This is a genomic window from Nocardia sp. NBC_00511 (assembly GCF_045161165.1).
Classification (GTDB): Bacteria; Actinomycetota; Actinomycetes; order Mycobacteriales; family Mycobacteriaceae; genus Nocardia.
Map to the genome: position 1 here is coordinate 5,420,490 of NZ_CP107849.1, position 24,506 is coordinate 5,444,995.

The 24,506-nt window shown below is 68.4% G+C and carries 25 protein-coding genes and 1 pseudogene; 17 read left to right on the forward strand and 9 right to left on the reverse strand.

Features of this window, described 5'->3' with window-relative positions:
• The first annotated feature begins 13 nt into the window (after nt 1-13).
• From OG300_RS25380 to OG300_RS25405, 6 genes are all read left to right on the forward strand, one after another.
• A complete protein-coding gene (locus tag OG300_RS25380) occupies nt 14-1,159 on the forward strand; it encodes an ABC transporter ATP-binding protein (RefSeq protein ID WP_405485545.1) in 1,146 nt (381 codons plus the stop codon).
• Nucleotides 1,156-1,875, forward strand: a complete 720-nt coding sequence (locus OG300_RS25385) for an ABC transporter permease (RefSeq protein WP_405485546.1) — start codon at nt 1,156-1,158, stop codon at nt 1,873-1,875. Before OG300_RS25380 ends, OG300_RS25385 begins: the two co-directional genes overlap by 4 nt.
• Nucleotides 1,872-2,573 carry an ABC transporter permease gene (locus OG300_RS25390; RefSeq protein ID WP_405485547.1) on the forward strand — a complete coding sequence of 234 codons (702 nt, stop codon included), beginning with the start codon at nt 1,872-1,874 and terminating at the stop codon, nt 2,571-2,573. Before OG300_RS25385 ends, OG300_RS25390 begins: the two co-directional genes overlap by 4 nt.
• Nucleotides 2,574-2,577: 4 nt before the next feature.
• Nucleotides 2,578-3,249: a response regulator transcription factor gene (locus OG300_RS25395; RefSeq protein WP_405485548.1), complete on the forward strand. Its 672-nt coding sequence runs from the start codon at nt 2,578-2,580 to the stop codon at nt 3,247-3,249.
• Nucleotides 3,246-4,622, forward strand: a complete 1,377-nt coding sequence (locus tag OG300_RS25400; RefSeq protein WP_405485549.1) for a sensor histidine kinase — start codon at nt 3,246-3,248, stop codon at nt 4,620-4,622. Before OG300_RS25395 ends, OG300_RS25400 begins: the two co-directional genes overlap by 4 nt.
• 150 nt (nt 4,623-4,772) lie before the next feature.
• Complete coding sequence (locus OG300_RS25405) at nt 4,773-5,105, forward strand: hemophore-related protein (protein WP_405485550.1); 333 nt, start codon at nt 4,773-4,775, stop codon at nt 5,103-5,105.
• Nucleotides 5,106-5,307: 202 nt separating this feature from the next.
• Here the strand turns inward: OG300_RS25405 and OG300_RS25410 are convergent, their stop codons facing one another.
• Nucleotides 5,308-5,958, reverse strand: coding sequence for a response regulator (locus tag OG300_RS25410; RefSeq protein ID WP_405485551.1), 651 nt, complete (start codon nt 5,956-5,958; stop codon nt 5,308-5,310).
• The gene (locus OG300_RS25415; protein WP_405485552.1) at nt 5,955-7,118 is read right to left on the reverse strand and encodes a sensor histidine kinase; all 1,164 of its coding nucleotides are present in this window, start codon (nt 7,116-7,118) and stop codon (nt 5,955-5,957) included. The genes OG300_RS25410 and OG300_RS25415 overlap by 4 nt, the downstream gene beginning before the upstream one ends.
• A 140-nt stretch (nt 7,119-7,258) precedes the next feature.
• Between OG300_RS25415 and OG300_RS25420 the strand changes: the two genes are divergently transcribed.
• On the forward strand, nt 7,259-8,140 hold the full coding sequence (locus tag OG300_RS25420) for a sterol desaturase family protein (RefSeq protein ID WP_405485553.1): 882 nt from the start codon (nt 7,259-7,261) through the stop codon (nt 8,138-8,140).
• An 84-nt stretch (nt 8,141-8,224) separates the two neighbouring features.
• Here OG300_RS25420 and OG300_RS25425 read toward each other — a convergent pair whose 3' ends face one another.
• The 4 genes from OG300_RS25425 to OG300_RS25440 all read right to left on the reverse strand — a co-directional run bounded on the left by OG300_RS25425 (nt 8,225) and on the right by OG300_RS25440 (nt 12,702).
• The gene (locus tag OG300_RS25425) at nt 8,225-9,442 is read right to left on the reverse strand and encodes an NADP-dependent malic enzyme (RefSeq protein ID WP_405485554.1); all 1,218 of its coding nucleotides are present in this window, start codon (nt 9,440-9,442) and stop codon (nt 8,225-8,227) included.
• 537 nt (nt 9,443-9,979) lie between these two features.
• Nucleotides 9,980-11,533 (reverse strand): FAD-binding protein, encoded by a 1,554-nt coding sequence (locus tag OG300_RS25430; protein ID WP_405485555.1) that lies wholly within the window; start codon nt 11,531-11,533, stop codon nt 9,980-9,982.
• Between the two features lie 51 nt (nt 11,534-11,584).
• Entirely contained in the window at nt 11,585-11,806 is a 222-nt protein-coding gene (locus OG300_RS25435; protein ID WP_405485556.1) for a hypothetical protein, read from the reverse strand.
• A 41-nt stretch (nt 11,807-11,847) separates the two neighbouring features.
• Entirely contained in the window at nt 11,848-12,702 is an 855-nt protein-coding gene (locus OG300_RS25440) for a PHP domain-containing protein (RefSeq protein ID WP_405485557.1), read from the reverse strand.
• Nucleotides 12,703-12,772: 70 nt separating this feature from the next.
• On the opposite strand from OG300_RS25440, the gene corA reads away from it, so the two are divergent.
• The gene (gene corA / locus OG300_RS25445; RefSeq protein ID WP_405498670.1) at nt 12,773-13,843 is read left to right on the forward strand and encodes a magnesium/cobalt transporter CorA; all 1,071 of its coding nucleotides are present in this window, start codon (nt 12,773-12,775) and stop codon (nt 13,841-13,843) included.
• A 33-nt stretch (nt 13,844-13,876) separates the two neighbouring features.
• Here the strand turns inward: corA and OG300_RS25450 are convergent, their stop codons facing one another.
• The 3 genes from OG300_RS25450 to OG300_RS25460 are packed head-to-tail and all read right to left on the reverse strand — an operon-like array spanning nt 13,877 to nt 15,935.
• Nucleotides 13,877-14,452 carry a suppressor of fused domain protein gene (locus tag OG300_RS25450; RefSeq protein ID WP_405485558.1) on the reverse strand — a complete coding sequence of 192 codons (576 nt, stop codon included), beginning with the start codon at nt 14,450-14,452 and terminating at the stop codon, nt 13,877-13,879.
• A 4-nt stretch (nt 14,453-14,456) separates the two neighbouring features.
• Nucleotides 14,457-14,948: a general stress protein gene (locus OG300_RS25455; RefSeq protein WP_405485559.1), complete on the reverse strand. Its 492-nt coding sequence runs from the start codon at nt 14,946-14,948 to the stop codon at nt 14,457-14,459.
• A 60-nt stretch (nt 14,949-15,008) separates the two neighbouring features.
• Complete coding sequence (locus OG300_RS25460) at nt 15,009-15,935, reverse strand: HpcH/HpaI aldolase/citrate lyase family protein (protein ID WP_405485560.1); 927 nt, start codon at nt 15,933-15,935, stop codon at nt 15,009-15,011.
• A gap of 84 nt (nt 15,936-16,019) precedes the next feature.
• Between OG300_RS25460 and OG300_RS25465 the strand changes: the two genes are divergently transcribed.
• The 9 genes and pseudogenes from OG300_RS25465 (at nt 16,020) to OG300_RS25505 (ending at nt 24,498) form a co-directional block, all read left to right on the forward strand.
• Nucleotides 16,020-17,345 (forward strand): magnesium transporter MgtE N-terminal domain-containing protein, encoded by a 1,326-nt coding sequence (locus OG300_RS25465; protein WP_405485561.1) that lies wholly within the window; start codon nt 16,020-16,022, stop codon nt 17,343-17,345.
• An 8-nt stretch (nt 17,346-17,353) separates the two neighbouring features.
• Nucleotides 17,354-17,929 carry a DUF1003 domain-containing protein gene (locus OG300_RS25470; protein ID WP_405498671.1) on the forward strand — a complete coding sequence of 192 codons (576 nt, stop codon included), beginning with the start codon at nt 17,354-17,356 and terminating at the stop codon, nt 17,927-17,929.
• 155 nt (nt 17,930-18,084) lie between these two features.
• Complete coding sequence (locus OG300_RS25475; RefSeq protein WP_405485562.1) at nt 18,085-19,530, forward strand: lytic murein transglycosylase; 1,446 nt, start codon at nt 18,085-18,087, stop codon at nt 19,528-19,530.
• A 176-nt stretch (nt 19,531-19,706) separates the two neighbouring features.
• Nucleotides 19,707-20,573 carry a lytic murein transglycosylase gene (locus OG300_RS25480; protein WP_405498672.1) on the forward strand — a complete coding sequence of 289 codons (867 nt, stop codon included), beginning with the start codon at nt 19,707-19,709 and terminating at the stop codon, nt 20,571-20,573.
• Nucleotides 20,574-20,603: 30 nt separating this feature from the next.
• Nucleotides 20,604-21,740, forward strand: coding sequence for an Mrp/NBP35 family ATP-binding protein (locus OG300_RS25485; protein ID WP_405485563.1), 1,137 nt, complete (start codon nt 20,604-20,606; stop codon nt 21,738-21,740).
• 99 nt (nt 21,741-21,839) lie between these two features.
• A pseudogene (locus tag OG300_RS25490) lies at nt 21,840-22,113 on the forward strand (DivIVA domain-containing protein); the annotation flags it as partial.
• Nucleotides 22,114-22,318: 205 nt separating this feature from the next.
• The gene (locus OG300_RS25495) at nt 22,319-22,891 is read left to right on the forward strand and encodes a DNA-3-methyladenine glycosylase I (RefSeq protein WP_405485564.1); all 573 of its coding nucleotides are present in this window, start codon (nt 22,319-22,321) and stop codon (nt 22,889-22,891) included.
• 165 nt (nt 22,892-23,056) lie between these two features.
• Complete coding sequence (locus OG300_RS25500; RefSeq protein WP_083869218.1) at nt 23,057-23,224, forward strand: DUF3117 domain-containing protein; 168 nt, start codon at nt 23,057-23,059, stop codon at nt 23,222-23,224.
• Between the two features lie 14 nt (nt 23,225-23,238).
• On the forward strand, nt 23,239-24,498 hold the full coding sequence (locus tag OG300_RS25505; protein ID WP_405485565.1) for a methyltransferase domain-containing protein: 1,260 nt from the start codon (nt 23,239-23,241) through the stop codon (nt 24,496-24,498).
• The last annotated feature ends 8 nt before the right edge of the window (nt 24,499-24,506 follow it).

Consider the following 24,506-nt stretch of genomic DNA (forward strand, 5'->3'; position numbering starts at 1 on the left):
GGAGCGCGACACGGTGTCCGACATCGAATTCTCCGGCGTCAGCAAGACGTACCCGGACGGCACCACCGCCGTCCACCACCTCGACCTGAACATCGAATCCGGGTCGTTCACCGTGTTCGTCGGCCCCTCCGGCTGCGGCAAGACCACCAGCATGCGCATGATCAACCGCATGCTCGGCCCCACCACCGGCACCATAAGCATTGGTGGCCAAGACATTTCACGAACCGACCCGGTGAAACTACGACTGGGCATCGGCTACGTCATCCAGAACGCGGGCCTGCTGCCGCACCGCACCGTGGTCGACAATGTCGCCACCGTCCCGGTACTGCGCGGTGCGACCCGCCGCGCCGCCCGCCGCGAAGCCCTCGAGGTGATGGACCGCGTCGGCCTGGATCGCGCACTGGCCCAACGCTATCCGGCACAACTGTCCGGCGGCCAGCAACAGCGCGTCGGCGTCGCCCGCGCCCTGGCCGCCGACCCGCCCATCCTCCTGATGGACGAACCCTTCAGCGCCGTCGACCCGGTGGTCCGCACCGAACTGCAAGCCGAAATGCTCCGCCTGCAATCCGAACTCCACAAAACCATCGTCTTCGTCACCCACGACATCGACGAAGCCATCAAACTCGGCGACCACATCGCCGTCTTCGGCCCCGGCGGCCACCTCCAGCAATACGACGAACCCCAACGCGTACTCTCCCAGCCCGCAACAGATTTCGTAGCCGGCTTCGTAGGCCGAGACCGCGGCTACCGCGAACTCTCCTTCCGCACCGCCGAAACCGTCCCCCTACACGACCTCCCCACCGTCACCGTCGAAGAACTCCCCGAAATCCGCCTGAACAAGGGCGAATGGCGTCTCGTCGTGGACAACGCCAAAATCCCCATCGGCTGGATAGACACCACCGGCGTCGAAGGCATCCGAGCCGGCCACCCCCTCTCCGAAAGCGTCGCCGCAGGCGGCTCCCTCTTCCCACCCGGCGGCGACCTCCGCCAGGCCCTCGACGCCGCCATCTCCTCCCCCTCCGAAATAGGCGTGGCGGTAACCGATTCCGGAGCCGCCCGAGGCGCGATCTACGCCCGCGACGTCTTGGAACAACTCCACCGCCAGCGCACCCACGAGGACACCGAACGCAACCGCACCTTCTTCGAGGAGTCCCGGTGAGGTATCTCCTCGACAACTTCGACGAGATCGCCGGGTATGCGCGGGTGCATCTGTATCTGGCGCTGCTGCCACTGCTGCTGGGGTTGGTGATCGCGGTGCCGGTGGGGGCGGTGGCGCATCGGGCGCGGTGGTTGCGGCGGATCACGACGGTGGTGGCCAGTGTGGCTTACACGATTCCGTCGTTGGCGTTGTTCGTTATTCTGCCGCCGCTGTTGGGGATCGGGGTGATCGATGAGTTGAATGTGGTTATCGCGTTGACGATCTACTCGGTGGCGCTGTTGATCACCGCCGTGCCTGCCGCGTTGGATTCGGTGCCCGCTGACACGCTCGATGCGGCTGACGCCATCGGGTATACGCGGTGGCGGCGGACGTTGACTGTCGACTTCCCGCTTGCGCTACCGGTTTTCGTCGCCAATCTGCGGGTTGTCGCGGTCACCAATATTTCGATGGTGACCGTGGGTGCGCTGATCGGGGTCGGGGGGCTGGGGAAGTTGTTCACGCAGGGGTATCAGCGGGACTATCCGGACGAGATTGTCGCGGGGATCATCGTGGTGTTGGTGTTGGCACTGGTGGTGGACCGATTGCTTTATGTGCTGGGGAGATTCGCGACGCCGTGGTTGCGGGCCGGGGGCGGACGGTCCGGGTGGGGGCGGCGTAAGACGCGCGTCGTCGGCGCACCCGATGCCCCCGATGCGGCGAAAGGTGCTGCGGGATGAGCCTTTTCGTTGACGCCTGGCATTTCCTCACCACAGGTGCGAACTGGGGTGGGACCGGCGGGATCGGGCAGCGGCTGTTGCAGCATCTTTGGTACAGCCTGCTGGCCGTGGGGATGTCGGCCGTGGTCGCGGTGCCGATCGGGCTGATGATCGGGCACTCTCGGCGGGGGTCGGCGCTCATCGTCGGATTCGCGAACGCCATGCGCGCGCTGCCGACGCTGGGTGTGCTGACGTTCGTGGTGCTGTTGCTCGGGCTGGGACTGCTGCCGCCGCTGCTCGCGCTGCTGACCGTCGGGATTCCGCCGCTGCTGGCGGGCACCTACGCGGGTATCGCCAATGTGGATCCAACCGTCGTCGATGCCTCGCGCGCCATGGGGATGAGCGAGTCGCGGGTGTTGTTCGGTGTCGAACTGCCCAACGCACTGCCAGTGCTGCTCACCGGTCTGCGCGCGGCCACGCTCCAGGTGGTCGCTACCGCCACCATCGCCGCCTACGTGAACCTCGGTGGGCTGGGCCGGTACATCTTCGACGGCATCAGCCTCTACCACTACGACAAAGTCCTCGTCGGCGCGATCCTGGTGGCGGCGCTGGCGCTCACACTGGACGGGCTGCTCGCCTTCGCCGTGTATCTGTCCGCCCCGGGTACGGGCCGATTGCGGCGACTCGCAGCAGATTCACAGCGGAAGGTCGCAGAATGACCGGGTGCTAGCGGGACGCATTCTGGTCATCGAGGACGCCGAAGCCATTCGAGCGGCGGTCAGCGCCGGGCTGACCTCGGCCGGACACGATGTGCTGGGCCGCGGCGACGGCGGGCTGCTGGAACAGGACCTGGCCCAGTTCCGGCCCGACGTGGTGGTCCTCGATGTCACGCTGCCCGGTCGCGACGGGTTCGCGCTACTCGAGTCGGTGCGGGCCAGATCCACGGCGGGGGTGGTCATGCTCACCGCGCGCGACGGCGTCGAGGACCGGGTGCGCGGGCTGCGCGCCGGATCCGACGACTACGTGGTGAAACCGTTCGACCTCACCGAACTGGTGGCCCGCGTCGACGCACTGTTGCGGCGGATGGGGAAACTGCAGAGCCGCATCATGATCGGTGATCTGGAAGTGGACGTGGAGGCCGGAGCCGCCCGCCGCGCGGGAGCCGAACTCACCCTCACCGCCACCGAATTCAAACTCCTCGCCTACCTGGCCGCGCAACGCGACCGGGTGGTCACCAAGACCCAGATCCTCACCGCCGTCTGGGGATACGAGGACTATGACCCCAACCTGGTCGAGGTGCACGTGAGCGCACTGCGCCGCAAACTCGAGGAACACGGCGAACGCGTGGTGCACACCGTGCGCGGCCTCGGCTACTCGCTGCGAGTCCCCCGGTGAAGACACTGTCGCTGCGCGGCCGGGTAACCCTCACCGCCGCAGCGGTTTCCGGCGTCACACTGGTGCTGGTGGCGGTGATCGTGCACAGCCTGTTCGCGCTGGTGCTCACCCGCAGCGAGAACACCGTGCTCACCGATCGCGCGCAACTGGCCCGCACCCTCGCCCAGCAGGGCGTCGCCCCGGAAGATCTGATCGCGCGCGTCGACACCCACTCGGTGCGCGCCCGGCTCGTGCTCACCGACGGCCACACCTACGGCAGCCTCGCCAAACGCGTCGCCGAGGACTCCAGCACCAAGAACCGCACCATCCGGCTGACCGGCCCCGGCACCGCCAACGACGCCCGGCTCACCCTGCAGATCGACACCCCGCTGCTGGCGCGCGTACAGAACCGGCTGGGCATCCTGCTCACGCTGGCCACCGCGACCGCCATCACCGTCATCGTGATCGGCCTGTGGTTCGGCATCCGGCGCGCTCTGCAACCCCTCGACACCATGACCCGGCTGGCCCGCGACATCGCCCACGGACACCTCGGACGCCGCCTCGAACCCGCCCGCACCGACACCGAATTGGGCCGCACCGCAGCCGCTTTCGACGAAATGCTGGACACCCTCGAGGGCGCACTGCGCGACACCGCCGCCGCCGAGGCCCGCGCCCGCGCCTCCGAACAGCGCATCCGCTCCTTCGTCGGTGACGCCGCCCACGAACTGCGCACCCCCATCACCGGCGTCCGCTCACTGGCCGAGGCCGTGTTCCAGCAACCCGCCGACGCCGACCCGGAGGAACGCCAGCGCATGCTGCTGCTCCTGGTCCGCGAAACCCAGCGCGCCGGACGCCTCGTCGACGACCTCCTCGACCTGGCCCGCATCGACGCCGGACTGCACCTGCGCCACGAAACCGTCGACCTGCGCGCCCTGGCCGCCACCCAGCTCGACCGCATGCGAATGCTGCACCCCGACATCGACTTCCGGCTCACCGGCGACCCGGTCACCGTGAGCGCCGACCCCGGACGCGTCACCCAGATCCTCACCAACCTGATCTCCAACGCCGCCCAGGCCATGAAGGAGCACGGCGCGATCAGCGTGCACATCGCCACCGGCCCGACCGGAGCCGACCTGACCGTCTCCGACACCGGGCCGGGCATCCCCGAATCGGACCGCGAACGCGTCTTCGACCGCCTGGTCCGCCTCGACACCGCCCGCGACCACCGCCCGGATGGCTCCGGCCTCGGCCTGTCCATCGCCCGCGGCCTGGCCCGTGCCCACGGCGGCGACCTGTACTGCGCCGCACCACCTTCCGATCAACCGGGCGCGGTCTTCGTGCTACGCCTGCCGCTGGGAACACCCGACGCGCTGACCGCACCGATTCCGCGCTGACCAGGCAGCGATCGCAAAGTCCGCCCACACCACCCCGATTGCGGGCACGTAGCTGAAGATCGGCTGAAGAAGGTCCGGTCTTCAGGGCAGCTTCAGGATTCACGGGCAGATTCGATGGGGAATCAACGACGACCCGAACCTGGAGTGAGCATGAAACGCACCCTCGCCGCGACCCTGGTCGGCGCCGCCGGCGTCACCCTGATCGCCCTCGCGGTGCCCGGCACGGCCTCCGCCGACACCCCGCAGTGCGGTCCGGCCGGGATCGCCGCCGCCCGCGCCGACGCGGCCCCGAAGGTCGCCGCCTACCTGGCCGGGCACCCCGACGTCGCCGCCGAACTGGCCAAGGTGAAGGCGCTGCCGAAGGATCAGCGCCGCGCCGAACTGAAGTCGTGGCGGCAGGCCAACCGCCAGGAGGCGCAGGACCTGCGGGCCGCACGACAGTCGGTCATCGACTACCACAAGGCGTGCGGTCGCCAGAAGTAGCAGCCCGCGCAGCGAAGGCCCGGCCCACTCGGCCGGGCCTTCGCGCGTCCGCAAGCCCTGCTGACGCGTCGGCCTCTCCACCGCGCCCACAACGGCAAGAGGTGAGCAGCACAAGCTGAATACCGCTCGGCTCAGGATGATTCGCGCGCGGGAGGTGAGCATCCGCGCATGCCAGTGCATGTTCGGCATGGCGACGCCAGTGTCAGCTGCCGCGAACCAGACCGTGCTCGTGGGCGTAAACGACGGCGTGGATGCGGTCTCGGACACCGAGTTTCGCGAGCACCCGGGAGACGTGGGTCTTCACAGTCTCCTCGCCCACCCCCAGCGCGGAGGCGATCTCACTGTTGCTGCGGGCATCCGCCACCAATAGCAGCACCTCACGCTCGCGTGCGGTGAGCTGTGTCAGTTCCGGAGACTCGACCGGTGGCGCGATGCCGGTGACCAAGCGGGCGGCAAGGCGGCGAGTCATGGACGGGTCGATGACCGCGTCGCCCCGCACCGCCACCCGGATCGCGGCCACCAGTTCCTCCGGCGGCAGACTCTTGAGCAGGAACCCGCTGGCGCCGGCGGAAAGCGCACGGTGCAGGTTGTTTTCGCTGTCGTAGGTGGTGAGCACCAGCACGCGGGTGCCGCCCGCCGCGACGATGGCCTCGGTGGCGGCCAGCCCGTCCAGCTTCGGCATGCGCACGTCGAGGATCGCCACATCGGGGCGGGTGCGCGCGGCCGCCTCGATGGCGGCGCGACCGTCGCCCACCTCCGCCACGCACTCCAGATCGGGGTGCGCGTCCACCACGGCCCGCAGGCCGGAACGGAACACGGTGTGGTCGTCGGCGATCAGGATGGTGATGCTCATGCCGCTCCGATCGGGACGGAAACCAGGATTTCCCAGCGGTTCTCGCCGGGCTCGACACCGTAGTGCACGGTGCCGTCGAACAATTCGACCCGACGGCGGATACCGTCGAGTCCACGATGCACGCCCCCGTCGCCGGGCGGCTGCACCGACAGCACCGGATTGGTCTCGCGGAGCTCCACCCGCCCGGCGTGATAGCCGATCTCCAACTCCGCCGGATTGCGGCCGTGCCGCAGCGCATTGGTGAGCAGCTCCTGCACCACGCGGTAGAGCATCACGTCCAGCGACTCCGGCAGCACCGGCGGCTCACCCGAAATCCGCACGCGCAGATCGGATCCCGCCTCCCGGACCCGGCACACCAGATCCTCGATATCGGCCAGCCCGGGCTGCCGCTCCCCCGCCTCGTCACGCCCGTGCAGCAGATCCAGCTGACGGCGCAGATCCACCATGGCCGCCCGGCTGCTCGACTCGACCGCCGTCACCGACCGCGAGGCCGCCTCGGCGTCACTGCGCGACAACGCCATTCGCGCCACCCCGGCATGAATCCCGATGGCGCTCACATGATGTGAGATCACATCGTGCAGATCCCGGGCGATGGCCTCCCGCTCGTCGACCAGCGCCCGGTCCAGCGCGGCCCGATGCTCCTGCTGCCGCAATCGTTCCCGCTGCTCCAGCTCCGCGATGTAGGCCCCGCGCGCCGCCGTGTAGCGCCCGACCAGCCACGGCACCGCGCCCGCGCCGAGCGAGAAGACGAACATCCGCGGCAGCGAGACGGTGCCGGACTGCGCGATCACGTTCACCGCCATCGAGCCACCGGCCAGCAAAGCCAGCGTCAGCACCGACACCGTGCCGCTGAGCCACGCGCCCGCCTGATACCCGGCCACCAGGAACCCGACATCGAACACCCGCGTCGACACCCCGTAGTGGTGGGTGAACACCGCCAGCGCCACCTTCACCACCACCTGCGCCACCGCGACCGCCGCCGCCGTCGCGGCCGGAGCCGCCAGCGCCAGATCCGCGGCCACCGTGGCCACGGCCAGCACGGTCGCCAGCACCGGCGCGACGCCGAACGCCCCGCACATCACCATCTGCGCGCCGTCCAGAATCGCGGCCACGGTGGCCACCAGCAGCGACTGCCGGGCCAGCGACCTGGTCTCCTTCATGGCCGCACGGTACCGCGCCGAGGGCCGATCCCCCGTGTGGGGGACGCGAAATCCCCCGGCGGCGCGACGCCACGCCGCCCCCGCGTAACTAGCGTCGAAGACATGCCAGCAACGCACGAGTTCTCCGCAGGAGCGCACCGATGAACGCGGACCTGTTTCTCTACGCCCTCCCGGCATTCGGCCTGCTCATGCTGATCGAGTGGATCGAGAACCGGCGCGATCCGGATCGCCCGGCCAACGGCATGAGCACTGTCGACTCGGCATCCAACATCGCCACCTTCGTGATCGGCCGCGTCGCGAAACCGATTCTGGCGCAGGTGATCCCGTTCTCAGCGGTGGTACTGGTCGCACACTTCGTGCCCTGGCACCTGTCGGCGGGCCACTGGTGGGTGTGGGTGGCGGGGTTGATCGTCACCGATTTCTGCTACTACTGGGCGCATCGCGCCGATCACCGGGTGCGGCTGCTGTGGACCTCGCACAGCGTCCACCACTCCAGCCGGTTCTTCAATTTCTCCACCGCGATTCGGCTGCCGTGGGCGCATCCGCTGGCCAATATCGTGCGCGGCCTGTGCTGGGTGCCCGCGGCGCTGCTGGGCTTCCCGGCGTGGATGATCTTCCTACTGCAGTCGATCGGACTGCTCTACCAGTTCCCGATCCACACCCAGCGGGTGCGGACCCTGTGGCGGCCACTGGAATTCCTGTTCAACACCCCGGCCCACCACCGGGTGCACCACGGCTCCAATCAGCCCTACCTGGACACCAATTACGGTGGCGTGCTGATCATCTGGGATCGCATGTTCGGCAGCTTCGCCGCGGAAACCGAACCCATCCGCTACGGGCTCACCAAGAACATCGGGACCGACAATCCGATCAAGGTGAATTACACGGAACTTGTCTCACTGTTTCGTGATGTGCGTTCGGCGAACTCCTGGCGCGGGCGAATCGGATATATCTTCGGCCCACCCGGATGGAGTGAGAATCCGGTGCGCCCCGAGCTCGAAAAAACTCCGGCCGCAGCCTGATTCGAAACAAGAAAAAAGGCGCTCGGTCCGAGGACCGAGCGCCTTTTCCGGTTCAGCCCGCCAGCAGGCGGTGCCGATCACGACTCAGGCCACACCCTCGGCACGCGCGGCAGCGCCCACGGCCTCGGCGACCGCCGGGGCCACCCGCGGGTCCAGCGGGCTCGGGATGATCTTGTCGACCGACAGCTCGCCGGCGACCACATTGAAGATCGCCTCCGCCGCGGCCACCTTCATGCCCTCGGTGATGCGCCGCGCGCCGACATCCAGCGCGCCCTTGAACACGCCGGGGAAGGCCAGCACATTGTTGATCTGGTTCGGGAAGTCGCTGCGGCCGGTCGCCACGATGGCGGCGTACTTGGCAGCCACCTCGGGGTGAATCTCCGGGTCCGGGTTGGACATCGCGAACACGATGGACTCCGGCGCCATGGAGGCGATGAGCTCCTCGGCGATGGTGCCCGCCGACAGACCCAGGAACACGTCCGCGCCCGCGAGCGCCTCGGCCGGTCCGCCGGTCACGTTGCGCGGGTTGGAACGCTGCGCGAGATCGGCCTTCACCGAGTTCAGGTCGCCGCGATCCTGGCTGACGATGCCCTTCGAGTCCAGCACGACGATGTCGGAAACGCCTGCGGCCAGCAGGATGTCGGTGCACGCGACACCGGCCGCGCCGGCACCCGACACCACGACCTTCAGCGCCGACATGTCACGACCCTGCACCGCGGCCGCACCCTTGAGGGCGGCCAGCACCACGATCGCGGTGCCGTGCTGGTCGTCGTGCATGACCGGGCAGTCGAGGGCCTCGATGACGCGCTTCTCGATCTCGAAGCAGCGCGGCGCGGAGATGTCCTCCAGGTTGACCGCGCCGAAGCTCGGGCGCAGCAGGATCAGCGTCTCGACGATCTTGTCGACGTCCTTGGTGTCCAACACGATCGGGATCGAGTCCAGACCGGCGAACTTCTTGAACAGCGCCGCCTTGCCCTCCATCACCGGCAGCGAGGCGCGCGGGCCGATATCGCCCAGGCCCAGCACGGCGGTGCCGTCGGAGACCACCACGACCAGGCGCTCGGCCCAGGTGTAGGTCTTGGCGAGGGTCTCGTCCTTGTGGATGCCGCGGCAGACCTGCGCGACGCCCGGGGTGTAGGCGATGGACAGATCGCGCTGCGTCTCCAGGGGCGCAGTGAGTGCGACCGACAGCTTGCCGCCAAGGTGTCCGGCGTAAATTTCTTCCGTGGTGATGTCGGCCAGATTCGCGCCATTGGACGCGGGGGCCGTGGTGGCATTCACTGCTTCAGTCACGGGTGACACGATTTCACTCCTGATCGGTTCGGACTCAACCGCTTGACGGTTACCGTTCGGTAATAGCTGAATTGATGGTTTCGGTGCTCATATATCTTTTCGCCGCACTGCGTTGCGCACCCAAAGTATTACGGCATTGCGGGTTGCGTGTCGCGGCATAGATCGTCGAGCGAGAACCGGAGGGGTGTGTCCGGGCGATACAGACGGGGTGAGTTCTGGGAACCCACAAGTCCGGGGTCCGTGATCACCGAGTGCGTCCCGGGCCGGGCGGTGGCTGCGACCGAGGATCGACCCATTCTGCCAGGTGCTGCGACGGCCTGCCAAATCACCCCTCGGGGCCGTCGCGTCGCCTCACCATCGTTGAAGCGTAGGCGAGTCGAATCACGTCCGGATGAACGGGAACTCGCTGGTCGGAACCTGCTCGAGGTGAACTGTCACAACACGGTCGCAACGGACGCGGTGAGCTGTCATGCCGGATTGGCAAGCGGCACTGTGAGCTACGGCCCGGCAGCCGTCACGAGCTACCGCCGGGCAGTCACCCGCCGCCTAGGCGGGAGCCGTCTCCACCGCCGCCTCGGGACGCACCCACACCGATTTCAGCCCGCCCGAAACCAGTCGCACCCGCCAATCATTGCCCACGCCCGGATGATCCGTGCGGCGGTGCATTCCCCTGGTCTCGGCCCGGGCCAGCGCCGAATACTTGGTCCAGCGCGCCACCGCCAGCAGCGCCGCCGCCTGCCGGGCACGCATGCGGTCCGCGCCCTTACCGCCGAGATCGAATTCGGCTCCCGGCCACATGCCGTCGAGTTCGCCGATACTGTCGCGCAGGCTGCCCTCGCTGCGCCAGTAGCTGCGCCGCAACGGCAGCGTGTGCTCCTGCACCAACCCGACCACCGCGCGCGGATCGATACGCGCCTTGTCCGCGAGCCCGACACCGGGCACCGGACGCGCCTTGCCCAGCTTGCGGCGCGCCGCCGCGAAACCGGCCGCGCCCGCACCCGCCCACACCCCGGAGGAAATCGACCAGGCCCCGTTCTGCCCGCCGAATCCGCTGACCGCGCCGGTGACCGGTTCCCGGGTGGTGACGTCGCCCGCACCGTAGAGGCCGGGAACCGTGGTGGCGCAATCGAGTCCGGTCAATCGCAGGCCGCCGGTACCGCGCACCGTGCCCTGCAGCACCGCGCACAGCGGCACCCGTTCGGTGCGCTGCGGGCCGTGGCGCAGCAGTTCGGCGCGCAACGCCTCGGGTAGCTCGTCGAAGGCCGCGTACACCCGGCGGCCATCCGCCATGGCGGCGAAAGCCTGTGTCCGCGAACCGCATCCGCTGCCCCACAGCACCGAGCGGGACTCGTCGTAGAGGGTGGCGAAGTGCATGGCCTGCTCACCGGCGAAGGTAGTGGTCACCCGGCGGCCGCCGAGCTGCGGCGACTCGAGCGAGGGCGCCAGCGAGTACGCGTTGGAGAACTCCATGCCGGAGAGTTCGGCCCCGGCCTCGGCCCCCATCAGCAGGCCGTCGCCGGTGTCCACATCGGTCCCGGCCCCGCCGGAGAGGAACGCGCACCCGCCCGTCGCCAGCACCACCGCGCGGGCCCGGGCGGTCCAGGCCCGGAACTCGCCCTGCAGCGCGATGCCGGACGCGCCGGAAACGGTCCCGTCGGCGTCGGTGATCAACTGCAGCGCCGGATGGTGGTCGAGGATGCGAATGCCCGCGATGATCATGCTGCGGCGCAATCTGCCCAGGTATTTGGCCCCGTCCAGGTACACCCGGGCGGGGCGCCCGGCCTGCTCGCCCTGGAATCGGACGCCGCCGTGCACCAGCTGCCCGACCCGCCGGTGGGTCTCGTCGAGAACCCGGTACATCCACTCCTGGTCGCCCAGCCCGCCGCTGTGCTCGAAGTTCTGCCGCACGGCCGCGTCACGCGCCTCACCCGCCGGAATGTTCCACAGCGTGACGCCACCGCGGGCGGTCGGCCCACTTGAGCCGCACCGGGCCTTGTCCACCAGCAGTACCCGGGCACCCGCCGCGGCCGCGGCAAGCGCCGCCCAGGCTCCCGCTGGGCCACCACCCAGCACCAGCACATCCGCGTCGAATTCGGTCATATCGTCAAATGTTCGACGACAGTTCAACTACTCGCAACCGTTATGCGTATTTCAATTCCACCACTGTGTCCACAGCAGACATCCGGCAACGAGAAAAACAACCAGAGACCCGAAAAAGGCGGTAAAACCCTGACGATTATCCGAATAAATTTGAGCCAGCACGACCAGCACCGCGGCACTCACATGCCACGCCACATCGGCCCAACCGGGACCCGGAAAACCCCGCCGAGCACCCACGATCGCGGTACCGGCGACCGTGATCGCCAGCACCACCGTGCCGCCCGCGACGAGTCCACTCAGACCCCGGACCGCCCTCATGCGGTGACCACCGGCACCCCACTCGCTTTGCCCACAATTTCCTCGAATTGGCTTGGTTCGGTGGTGAATTCACCGAGTCGAATGGTCTTGTTCGCACCGTGATAATCCGACGAACCGGTCGTGATCAGACCGAGTTCACCGGCCAGCCCGCGCAGCACTCCGATGTCCTCGGCACTGTGATCGGGATGGTCGATCTCGAGGCCGCCCAGACCCAGCTCCGACAGCTCGCGAATGTAGTCCAGCGACAGCAACCGGCCACGCTTGCGCGCCCGCGCGTGCGCCACCACGCTCACCCCGCCCGCCGCCGCCACCATCTGCACCGCACGCCGCAACGGCGTGTCGGCCTTCTCGACGTAGTAGCGGCCGTGCGGAGCGAGCAGATCCTCGAACGCCGCGTCCACCGACGGCACCACCCCGGCACTCACCAGCGCCCGCGCCAGATGCGGACGGCCCGCCGACGGACCCACCGAGGCCATCACCGCCTCCGGATCGATGGGCAGGCCGTCGGCCGCCATCTGCTCGGCCATCGCCCGCAGCCGCACCACGCGCTCCGCACGCAGCCGCTCCCGCTCCAGCGCGAACGACTCGTCGGCCGGATCGAACAGGTAGGCCAGCAGGTGCACCGGCACCGGATAGCCGTCCTCCCCCAGCCCCACGCACGACATCTCCATGCCGCGCACCAGCGTCAGGCCCGGCGGCAGGGCGTCCACCGCCTCGGCCCAGCCGGAGGTGGTGTCGTGGTCGGTCAACGCCACGACGTCGAGACCGGCGGCGGCCGCCTTACCGATGAGTTCGGCCGGGGTGTCCGTGCCGTCGGAAGCGGAGGAATGGGTGTGGAGATCAATGCGCACGAGCTCTATATTGCCTGCGCCACACCCGGAGCAGACCGGCCGGGACGGCTAGCATCGGTCCGTGTCCTCGATTCCGCCGCTGCCGTCGTTCCACTGGCCCGGACGCGCCGGTGACCGCCCGCCCGCCGCGAAGCCCACCCTGCCCGCGGGATCGATCGTCGACTGCGCCCTCTACGCCGACGGGCGACGGCTCTACGACCAGTGCACGTACCGCAACGCGCTCACCGAGGTCCGCGAACGACACAACGGCTTCGTCTGGGTCGGGCTGCTCGAACCCGGCAAGGAGCTGATGGACGACGTCGCCCGCACCTTCGGGCTGCACTCGCTGGCCGCCGAGGACGCGGTGCAGGCACATCAGCGACCCAAGCTGGAACGCTACGACGACGTACTGATCCTGGTGCTGCGCACGGTGAAATACCATGAGCACGAACTGAATTCGGTCAGCGAGATCGTCGACACCGGCGAGATCATGATCTTCCTCGGCCCCGACTTCGTGATCACCGTCCGGCACGGCGACCACACCGGACTGGCCGGGGTGCGCAAGGAACTCGAGGCCGACCCGGCCCAGCTCGCCCTCGGGCCCGGCGCGGTGCTGCACGCCATCGCCGACCGCGTCGTCGACACCTACGTGAGCGTCACCGCCGCCATCGAGGAGGACGTGGACGCCATGGAGGAGGCGGTCTTCACCCCCGCCAACAAACTCCAGATCGAGGCCATCTATCAGCTGAAACGTGAAGTGGTGGAACTACGCCGGGCGGTCAAGCCGCTGGGGCTGCCGCTGCAGCTGCTCACCCACGACACCTCGCTGCCGCTGCCCAAGGAGATCCGCCGCTACCTGCGCGACGTCACCGACCATCACACCGCGGTCACCGAGCAGATCCTCGATTTCAACGAATCACTCAGCGCCCTCATCAATGCCGCGCTCGCGAAGGTCAGCGTTCAGCAGAACACCGATATGCGCAAGATCTCCGCGTGGGCCGCCATGGCCGCGGTGCCGACCATGATCGCGGGCGTCTACGGCATGAATTTCGAACACATGCCGGAACTCTCGTGGACCTACGGGTATCCCATCGTCATCGTGGTGATGGTGGCGCTGTGCGGGTTGCTGTACGCCAACTTCCATCGCAACAACTGGCTCTGAGTCTCGAAAGTCGTTCGGCGACCGTCGAATTCGTCAGAGCGAGGCGGCCGAACGGCCCGGATCCCGCACATCGATATCGGCCTCGGCCCAGGCGTCCCGCAGTGCGCTCGCGCCGCGGATCCGCACCCACGCCGCCTCGGTCGCGGTGATCGGCACCGCCGCCAGGAACCGCACCGGCTCAGCGGGTTCGGGCAACACCACCTCGGCGATCCCGCTCTCCCCCAGCAGCACCGCGGTGAACGGGGCGTCGGCCCACAGCGGTTCGCTCAGATCCAGCAGCGCATCCGGTTGCAGCACAACACCTTCCACCGATGGCGCGGCCACCAGCACGCCCAGCGTCCGGGTCAGACCCGAACCCGCGCCCGCGCCGCCGCGCAGCGTCAGCACCAGTTCCGCTCGCGGACCGCGCACCGGATCCGCCAGTGCCGCGGTCGGATCGGTCATCGGATGCCGGGAGCCACCCAGCGTCACGTAGTGCACCAGCTCGCCATCCGGGACGCGCAGGATGTCGATGGGCTCCAAACCCAGGAACGTCACCGACGCCGCGTCCGCGGTCTGCACACCGAAATGTCCGAGCGCTCCGGCCCGAACCCTGTCCAAGACATCCATGGATCTAGATGGCCAGCCTGGCGAGCAGATCCCGCGCCTGCTCGGCGGTCTTGGGATCGCACAGCACGTCGTAGCGGCCCGCCACCAACTGCATGGTGGAGGCGAAGTCACGCTGGCCGCGGGTGGCCGCGTACGGGATCGTCGCGGAGATCAATCCGAAGATGATGCCGCCGACCAGGCCGACCACCAGCGGGCCGATGGCGCCGCCGGAGGTGAACATGCTCAGCAGCAGACCCAGGAACAGGCCCAGCCAGGCGCCCGAAACCATGCCGCCGCCAATGACTTTGCCCCAGGTCAGCCGGTACAGCACGCGCTCGACCTGCATCAGGTCGACACCGACGATGGTCACGCCCTCGACGGGGAACGCGTTGTCTGCCAGGTAGTCGACCGCGCGCTGCGCCTCCGCGTAGGTCGGGTACGAACCGATCGGCCAGCCCGAAGGCGGCGTCGGGAGGCCCGGACGGTTCCGGTTCGCGTTCCCCATGGGATTCGTCATAGGTCCATCATGCTATTTCGCGTTGTCGGACGGGGGTACGCCCTGCCGCATTTCGGATAATTACGCGTTTCGTACCATGCCCGCGGCGCGGCCCTTCTCGGCCATCACCTGGGCCATCTTGGCGCTGGCCTCGTCGATCATCTCCTCGCCCAGCATCACCGCGCCGCGAGCGCCGCCCTCAGCAGATGTGTGGAAGGCATAGGCGTCCAGGATCTCCTCGGCGCGGTCGTAATCGGCCTGACGTGGGCTGAAGATCTCGTTGCAGGCGGTGATCTGATCCGGGTGCAGCACCCACTTGCCGTCGAAACCCAGTGCGGCCGTGCGCGCGGCATTGCGGCGGAAGCCGTCGATATCGCGCACCGCCAGGTACGGGCCGTCGATGGCCTGCAGGCCGTGGGCGCGCGCGGCGAGCAGGATCGTCATATAGATGTGGTGATAAGCGTCACCCGGCTGGTAGCCCTCGGGCTGTTCGCCCACCACCAGGGTGCGCATGTTGATCGAGGCCATGAAGTCGGCGGGACCGAACACCAGGGTTCGCACCCGCGGGCTCGCGGTGGCGATGGCGTCGATATTGCGCAGCCCCAACGCGTTCTCGATCTGCGGCTCGATATCGATGCCGCCCACCGGAAGTCCGTTCGCCTTCTCCAACTGCGTCAGCAGCAGATCCAGGGCCCGCACCTGCCCCGCGTCGATCACCTTCGGCAGCAGGATGGCGTCCAGGTTGGTGCCCGCGCCCTCCACCACCGTGATGACATCGGCGTAGGTGTACTGGGTGCTCCAATCGTTGACCCGCACAACGCGAATCTGCGCACCCCAGCCGTCGGAGTTCAGCGCGGCCACGATATTGGCCCGGGCCGCCGCCTTGGCGACCGGCGCGACCGCGTCCTCGAGATCCAGGAACACCTCGTCGGCGGGCAGTCCCTTGGCCTTCTCGATCATCTTCGGGTTGCTGCCGGGCACAGCCAGCACCGATCGGCGAGAGGTCACAGCGCACTCCTTCGTGATGTCATGGCTCACTCCTACACGTGGCGCGACATTTCGGACGCGCTCGACCCACTAGCCTTACCGAATATGGCAGCGACGAAGGTTTTCGCCGCCCGGCTGGCGGGCTTGGTGGTACTGGGACCGGACGGCGAGTCTATCGGCCGCGTCCGCGACATCGTGATCTCTATACGTTATGACCGGCAACAACCCAGAATCCTGGGTGTGCTGGTCGAATTGTCTACCAGGAAAAGGATTTTCGTTCCAATGCTGCGCGTCCAGGCGATCGAGCCGGGCGCGCTGACCCTGACCACCGGCACCATCAGCGTGCGGCGCTTCGAGCAACGCCCCGGCGAGTTGCTGGCCGTCGCACAGGTTCTCGACTCCACCGTGCAGGTGGCCGATCCGGAACTGCCGCAACTGGCGGGCGTCGACGTGGTGGTGGTCGACCTCGGCATCGAGCAGGGCCGCACCCGCGACTGGGTGGTCTCGCGGGTCGCGGTGCGCGAACGCCGCCGCCTCGGCGTCGGATTCGGGCGGCGCGGCGCGGTGCACGTCGTCAACTGGTCGCAGGTGCACGGCCTCACCCAGACCGAACTCAACCTGCCCGGTCAGGACGTCACCCAGCTGCTCGAGCAGTTCGAGGGCATGCGGCCCGCCGACGTCGCGCACATACTGCGCGACCTGCCGCGCAAACGGCGCATCGAAGTCGCCGCCGCCTTCGACGACGAACGCCTCGCCGACGTGGTGCAGGAGCTGCCCGAGAACGATCAGGTCGAACTCCTCGAGCAGCTCGGCGTGGAACGCGCCGCCGACCTGCTCGAGGCCATGGACCCCGACGACGCCGCCGACCTGCTGGGCGAACTGCCCGCCGGGGAAGCGGAATCCCTACTGGCGCTGATGGATCCGGAGGACTCCGAACCGGTCCGCCGTCTGCTCGAGCACGCGCCCTACACCGCCGGTGGTCTGATGACCCCGAAACCCATCGTGCTCACCGCCTCCACCACGGTCGCCGAGGCGCTGGCCCGCATCCGCGATCCGGAGCTCACCCCGGCACTGGGCTCGATGGCCTTCGTGGTGCGCCCGCCGACCTCCACCCCCACCGGCCGCTACCTGGGCTGCGTGCACTTCCAGCAGCTGCTGCGCGAGCCGCCCGCCAACCTGGTCGGCGGCATCGTGGACACCGACCTGGTGCAGCTGCGGCCCGAGGCCCCGCTCACCGCCGTGACCCGCTACTTCGCCACCTACAACCTGGTGTGCGGACCGGTGGTGGACGCGGAGAATCATTTGCTGGGCGCTGTCACCGTCGACGATGTGCTCGACCATCTACTGCCCGAGGACTGGCGCGAGCAGGACGAAGACCAGCACGACGTGCACGGCGTGCCGATTATCGAGGGGACCGGTGGCCGCGGATGAGCGATCGGATGGAAAAGCTCAGTGCCCGTCAGCGTATGGAGACTCCGGTCGAATCCCGCTTCCGCGGGCTCGAGTGGGATCCGGAAGCGATGGCACGTGGCAGCGAGCAGGTGGCCCGCTTCCTGGGCACCGGCCGCTACCTCATCATTCAGACCGGCATCGTGGTGGTCTGGATCCTGCTCAATGTCTTCGCCATCAGCCTGCAGTGGGACCCGTACCCCTTCATCCTGCTGAATCTGGCGTTCTCCACCCAGGCCGCGTACGCCGCGCCGCTGATCCTGCTGGCCCAGAACCGGCAGGACAATCGCGACCGGGTCTCGCTCGAGGAGGACCGGACCCGAGCGGCCCAGACGAAAGCTGATACCGAATTTCTGGCCCGCGAACTGGCCGCGCTGCGCCTGGCGGTCGGCGAGGTCGCCACGCGCGACTACGTGCGCCGGGAGCTGGACGACATCAAGGAATCCCTGCTCAGATTGGAGAAAGTCGCTGTCGCCGGTGAGGTCGTCGCGGTGAAGAAAGCAAAGAAGAGTACCGATCGTAAGACCCCGGAGATTCCGATTTCGGCACAAAAAGACAGCGACTGACCCGAGAAGTTATACCCAAGAAGCTGACCGATGGGTAACCTGGATCACGTTGTTCCGAGTGACCGACCCAGACACCGCCGCAGTATGAGTGTCGACACGGGGTTCGGTCGCACGACTGAGGGGATTGTGTGGTGGCGAAAAGAATATCTGCACCGGTGACCGCGTCGGCGCTGTTGATAGCGGGCCTGGTCACAGCCGGTTCGACCACCAACGTCACAGTCCACAACACGGCTCCACAGGCCGCGCCGGACGCGCTGCTCGCGGCCGCCGCCGCCAGCACCGCGGGGACCGCGAACACCGCGGACGCGGCCTCGGTGCCGTCGGTCGGCCTGGTCCCGGCGGCCCCGGAAGCTCCCCGCAAACTCAGCGCAATGACACCGCCCGCGGACGGTTCGCCGCTCTTCGGCGGCACCGTTCCGCTGCACGATGTGGCGCTGCCCGGCGGCAGCGGCGTGCTCGGCATTCCCGAGATCGTGCTGGCCGCCTACCGCAATGCCGAACTGGCACTGCAGTCTTCGGAACCGAACTGCCATCTGCCGTGGTATCTGCTGGCCGGTATCGGCCGCATCGAGTCCAACCACGCCGACAACGGCCACACCGACGCGGCGGGCACCACCGTCTCGCCGATCTACGGTCCGTCGCTGGACGGCACCCTCGCGGGCAACGAGGTCATCAAGGCCACCGACGGCAGCTACGTGCGCGCCGTCGGGCCGATGCAGTTCCTGCCCAGCACCTGGTCGGTGTACGCCGCCAACGGCAAGGGCAGCGGAACCCCGGACCCCAACAACGTTTTCGACGCGGCACTGGCCGCGGGCAAGTACCTCTGCTCGGGCGGACTGGATCTGGCCGACTCGCAGCAGCAGCTGCGCGCCGTACTGCGCTACAACAATTCGACGACCTACGCCGCCAATGTGCTGAGCTGGGCCAACGCCTACCGGACCGGCGGCGCCCCGCAGGCGGTGACGATCTCGCCGGATCTGGTGCCCAACAACTACTCTCCGGTCAGCGGCCCGGACATCACGGTGGCCTCCACCAATATCCCGGCCTCCACCACGCCGGAGACCACCGCGCCGACCACCACCACCACGCAGCCGACGCCGACCCAGGTGATGATCACCATTCCGGGTCTGCCGCCGATCCCGTGCGGCATCTTCTGCCCCGCGCCCGCGCAGCCCGCGAATCCCTGTGAGCAGGTGGCGGTTCCGGCGCCGATGCCCAAGCCGGACGTGAAGCCGGACGGCGAGCCCGGCAATGTCGTGCCCGACGACGCCGACAAGGCGGACGGCAAGCAGCCGAGCCAGGTCGAGGTGAAGTTCGGTCCCGACGGCAAGCCGATCACCCCGGAACCGGCCGCCGCGACCTGCAATACGCCGGCGGCCCAGCCGGATCAGAACGCGCCGCAGCAGCCGGATCTGGCGGCCGCTCAGCAAACGCCGGATCAGCAAACTGTCACGCCGACCAAGACCCCGGAACCGGCGGCCGTCGCGCCCGCCGAGCAGACCCCGGACGCGGCTCAGACAACCACTCCGGCGCCCGGTATCACGCTGCCGTTCGGCATCACGATTCCGCTTCCGGCTCCGGCCCCGGCGCCCGTTCCGTAACGATTGCGCAGTTCGCGAGTTTCGCGGTGCCGCCGCGCAACTCGCGTTCTACCTGCCCCTTCGTCGAAACCTGAGAGATGGTTACAAAGGGGTAACGGAAAGGTCTCGGATGAGGTACCGTGGACTCCGTTGCGTCTCCCCGGTCTCAGCCGATGACAATGGAGGGTCACCACACAGTGGGTCGTCACCGTAAACCCCCGGTCCCTAAAGTTCGACGAGGATCGGTCATCGCATTAACCGGGCTGGTGCCCGCAGGTCTGGCCACAGTTACCGGAGCCGGCGGGGGTCACCTCACCGACAAGCTCGCAGACACTGTCCAGCAACAGTTTTCGAACAACGGCGCCGAGCACCTACCCCAGGCGGACGCGGCACCACGCGCGACCGCTCCGGAACCGATGCTCCGCGAAGCCAAACAGGTTGCGCCCGTTGGCCCGCCGGTCGTGAAGACGGTGGCCCTGCCCGAAGGGCGCGTACCGTCGGCCCGCCCCAACGGCCCGCTCGGCGTCCCCGGCATCGCCATGGACGCCTACCAGAACGCGGAACGCATTCTGGGCGTGGAGAATCCGAGCTGCGGCATATCGTGGTCCCTGCTGGCGGGCATCGGGCGGGTCGAATCCACCCACGCCTACGGCAAGGCCGACGAGCAGGGCAACCCCCTCGAACCGGTCTACGGCCCGATCCTCGACGGCAGCCTCTACGGCAACAACGTGGTCGCCACCTCCGACGGCGGCGATCTCGACGGCCTGTCCGGCAGTTACCGCCGCGCCGTCGGGCCCATGCAGTTCCTGCCGGAGACCTGGCGCAAGTACGCCGCCGACGGCAACGGCGACGGCATCGCCGATCCGCAGAACCTCTACGACGCCGCGCTCACCGCCGGCAAATACCTCTGCTCCGGCGGCCTCGACATGCGCGATCCGGCCCAGCAGACGCGGGCGATCCTGCGCTACAACAACTCCATGGCCTACGTCGCCAACGTGATGGCGTGGGAGACCGGCTACGGATCCGGCGTCTCTCCCAGGGCCGCCGCCCTCCCCCGCATCTGACCCGTCACCGCGCACTCCTAGACTTGCCCCATGCCAGTGGTAACGGAATCGGATGTGCGGGGCGCGCTCGCGAAGGTGGACGACCCGGAGATCCGGAAACCGATCACCGAGCTGGGCATGGTGAAGAGCGTCGAGATCGGCCCGGACAGCAGTGTCCACGTGGTCATCTACCTGACGACCTCGGCCTGCCCGATGCGCACCGCCATCCAGGAGCGAGTCAGCAAGGCCGTGGCCGATGTGGCCGGCGCCGGAGCCATCACCGTCGAACTCGACGTGATGAACGACGAGCAGCGCACCGAACTGCGCAAGAAGCTGCGCGGTGATGCGGCCGAACCCGTCATCCCCTTCGCCCAGCCGGGCTCGCTGACCCGCGTCTACGCGGTCGCCTCCGGCAAGGGCGGTGTCGGAAAGTCTTCCGTCACCGTGAATCTCGCGGCCGCCATGGCCGCCAAGGGCCTGTCGGTCGGTGTCCTCGACGCCGACATCTACGGCCACTCGGTGCCGCGCATGCTCGGCACCGACCAGCGCCCCACCCAGGTCGAGCGGATGATCATGCCGCCGATCGCGCACGACGTGAAGGTCATCTCGATCTCCATGTTCACCCAGGGCAACACCCCCGTGGTGTGGCGCGGCCCGATGCTGCACCGCGCGCTGCAGCAGTTCCTGGCCGACGTCTTCTGGGGCGACCTCGACATCCTGCTGCTGGACCTGCCGCCCGGCACCGGCGACGTCGCCATCTCGCTGGCCCAGCTGATCCCCAACGCGGAGATCCTGGTCGTCACCACCCCGCAGCTGGCCGCCGCCGAGGTCGCCGAGCGCGCGGGCTCCATCGCCCTGCAGACCCGGCAGCGCATCGCGGGCGTCATCGAGAACATGTCGTGGCTGGATCTGCCCGACGGCTCGCGCATGGACCTCTACGGCAGCGGCGGCGGCCAGACCGTCGCCGACAACCTGACCCGCGCCATCGGTGCGAATGTGCCGCTGCTGGGCCAGATCCCGATCGAGCAGCAGCTGCGCGAGGCGGGCGACGAGGGCACCCCCATCGTGCTGCGCGCCCCGGAGAGCGCCTCCGGCAAGGCCCTCCTGGAAATCTCCGACAAGCTCGCCGTCCGCCGCCGCGGCCTCGCGGGCATGTCCCTCAACATCGACACCACCCGGCACCTCTGACCGAGTTCGAGGACCCTTTGCGGGAGTACCGGATTCGAGGGCTGAAATCCGCCGGGGGGACGGGTGTGGCAGCGGGCGCTGCCACCTAAGCTCGGGGGCATGCTCACGATGCTGTTGTACGTGTTGATCGTCGGACTGGTTGCCGCCCTGCTGTTCCTGGTTGCCAGCGCGATCTTCGGACGGTCGGAGGAGTTGGGGCCGCTGCCCGAGGGCACCACGGCCACCGTGCTTCCCACGGTGGGCATCAGCGGCCGGGATGTGCGGGCGCTGCGGTTCCAGCAGGTGGTGCGCGGCTACAAGGCGGGCGAGGTGGACTGGGCGCTGACCCGGCTGGCCGCCCGGATCGACGAGCTCGAGGGACAGCTGGCCCGGGTCGGCGGTGGCCCCGAGAACACCCTCGACAGTGCCGCGGCGACGCCGGAGACCCCCGTCCACAGCCCACTCGCGACGGTGTACGGCGACCACCCGCAGCCGCGGCGCGTCACCGGCGACGCGGGCGACACTCCACTACCCCAGGTGCTGCCCGGTGACCCCACGGCGGCCGCGGTCGCCACACCGGCCGATGAGCCGGGTGCGCGGTGACCACGGAATCGAATTCCGACGAGCTGATCCGATGCGGCTGGGCGGAGGGTTCACAGCTTTATCGGGATTACCACGACCAGGAGTGGGGTCGCGCGCTGCACGGTGACGACGCGCTATTCGAACGCGTGTGTCTCGAGGCGTTTCAGTCCGGTCTGGCGTGGATCACCATTTTGCGCAAGCGCCCCGCCTTCCGGGCGGCATTCGGCGGCTTCGCGATCGAACAGGTGGCCGAGTTCGGCGCGGCCGATGTGGAACGACTGATGGCCGATACCGGCATTGTTCGCAACCGCGCCAAAATCGAGGCCGCCGTCCACAATGCGAGGGTTGCCCGGGATCTGGGTGAGAGCCTCGACACGCTGCTGTGGAGCTTTGCCCCGGCCCCCCGGAAACGGCCTCGCCAGCTGAGTGATGTGCCCGCCGTCACGGCCGAATCCACCGCTCTCGCAAAAGAACTCAAGCGCCGAGGGTTCAAATTCGTGGGTCCCACGACTGCGTACGCACTCATGCAGGCGACGGGGATGGTAGACGATCACCTCGCCGATTGCTGGGTGAATGTAAGTACTCACTGAACGCCACGACGGTCGGTTTTTGGAACTCAGGTACCCGCCCCGATCTCCGATAGGGAAGAATGGGCTTGGTGTAGCCCGCCACATACCGGCGGGCTGCCTGGTTGGTGACAACTGGAGTTCCATGAAAGTGCGCAGTAGACCGCGCAGATCTGGAGGGAGCAGAGGATGGCGGCCATGAAGCCCCGCACCGGGGACGGTCCCCTCGAGGCAACCAAGGAAGGGCGTGGAATCGTCATGCGGGTTCCACTCGAGGGTGGCGGGCGTCTGGTCGTCGAGCTCACGCCGGATGAAGCCGCGGCGCTCGGTGACGAACTGGTCAAAGTCACCAGCTAGTAGGTAGCCCGGACTTGCCCCGTAACCCTGGGTCGCGTCTCCGAGGTTCCGCTACCGAATCCCCCTCCGGGGTCCGGCTTCCGGAATCGCGGAGGCGCGGGGGCGAAGGCCTCTCCACCTGCGGCACTGCTGAACACATCGGCGCGGCCGAGCCCTCCCCCGCGGAGCGGCTCAGCGCCTGCGTCGACCTGCTGGCCTGCCCACAGTGCGGCCACGCCCTCACGGCTCCCGTCGCCGACGCCCCGGCAGCCGATTCGCCCGGCCGAACCCTGCGCTGCCCACACGGCCACAGCTTCGACCTGGCCAAGCAGGGCTATGTCAGCCTGCTCACCGGCGCGTCCACCAAGATGACCGGCGACACCCCGGCCATGCTCGACGCCCGAGCCGCCTTCCAATCCGCAGGCCATTTCGCCCCGATCGCGACCGCCCTGGCCGCCACGGTCGCGACGACCCTCGCCGACACGCCCGACCTCGTCATCGAATCCCCCACTCGTCCCTCCACTGTGCGACCTGACGCTTCGAGGCGGACGCGCCCGCACCCGAACGCGGGCCTCACCCACCCGGGCGCGACGACGACCCGGGCCTCGGCCGGTCGGCTGAGCGCGACCCTGCTGTCCGGCTCTGCCACAGCAGTATTCGAAGCCGCGCCCGTCCCGGCTGCCACCCACGACTCGGAAACTCGACCGCCCCGGCCCGATTCACAGGATGCCTCGGTGCTGGAAGTCGGTGCGGGGACGGGGTACTACCTGGCGGCAGTGCTGGACGCGGTGCCGGAGGCGCGCGGTGTCGCGCTGGACGTGTCCAAGGCGGCGGCACGGCGGGCGGCAAGGGCACATGTACGGGCCGGGTCGGTGCTGGCGGACGCCTGGCGGGGGTTGCCGGTGTGCGACGACAGCGTCGACGCGGTGCTGTCGGTATTCGCGCCGCGCAATGCGGCGGAGGTGGCACGGGTGCTGACCGCGCGGGGGCGGTTCTTCGTGGTGACGCCGACGCCCCGGCATCTGGGCGAACTCATCGGGCCGCTGGGCATGGTGAGTGTGGATGCGGCGAAACAGGATCGGCTGACGGAGTCGCTCGGGGACCGCTTCGAGCAGATCGACCAGCGACTGGTGGAGTACTCGATGTCGCTGAGCCCCGCCGAGGTGGCGGAGGTGACCGGCATGGGTCCGTCGGCGCATCACGCCGCCGCGGATCGAGCGGAACTGATTGCGGCCCTTCCCGATCCGATGGCGGTCACCGCCTCGGTCACCATCTCCACCTACCGACTGCGCTAGCTCCGCTC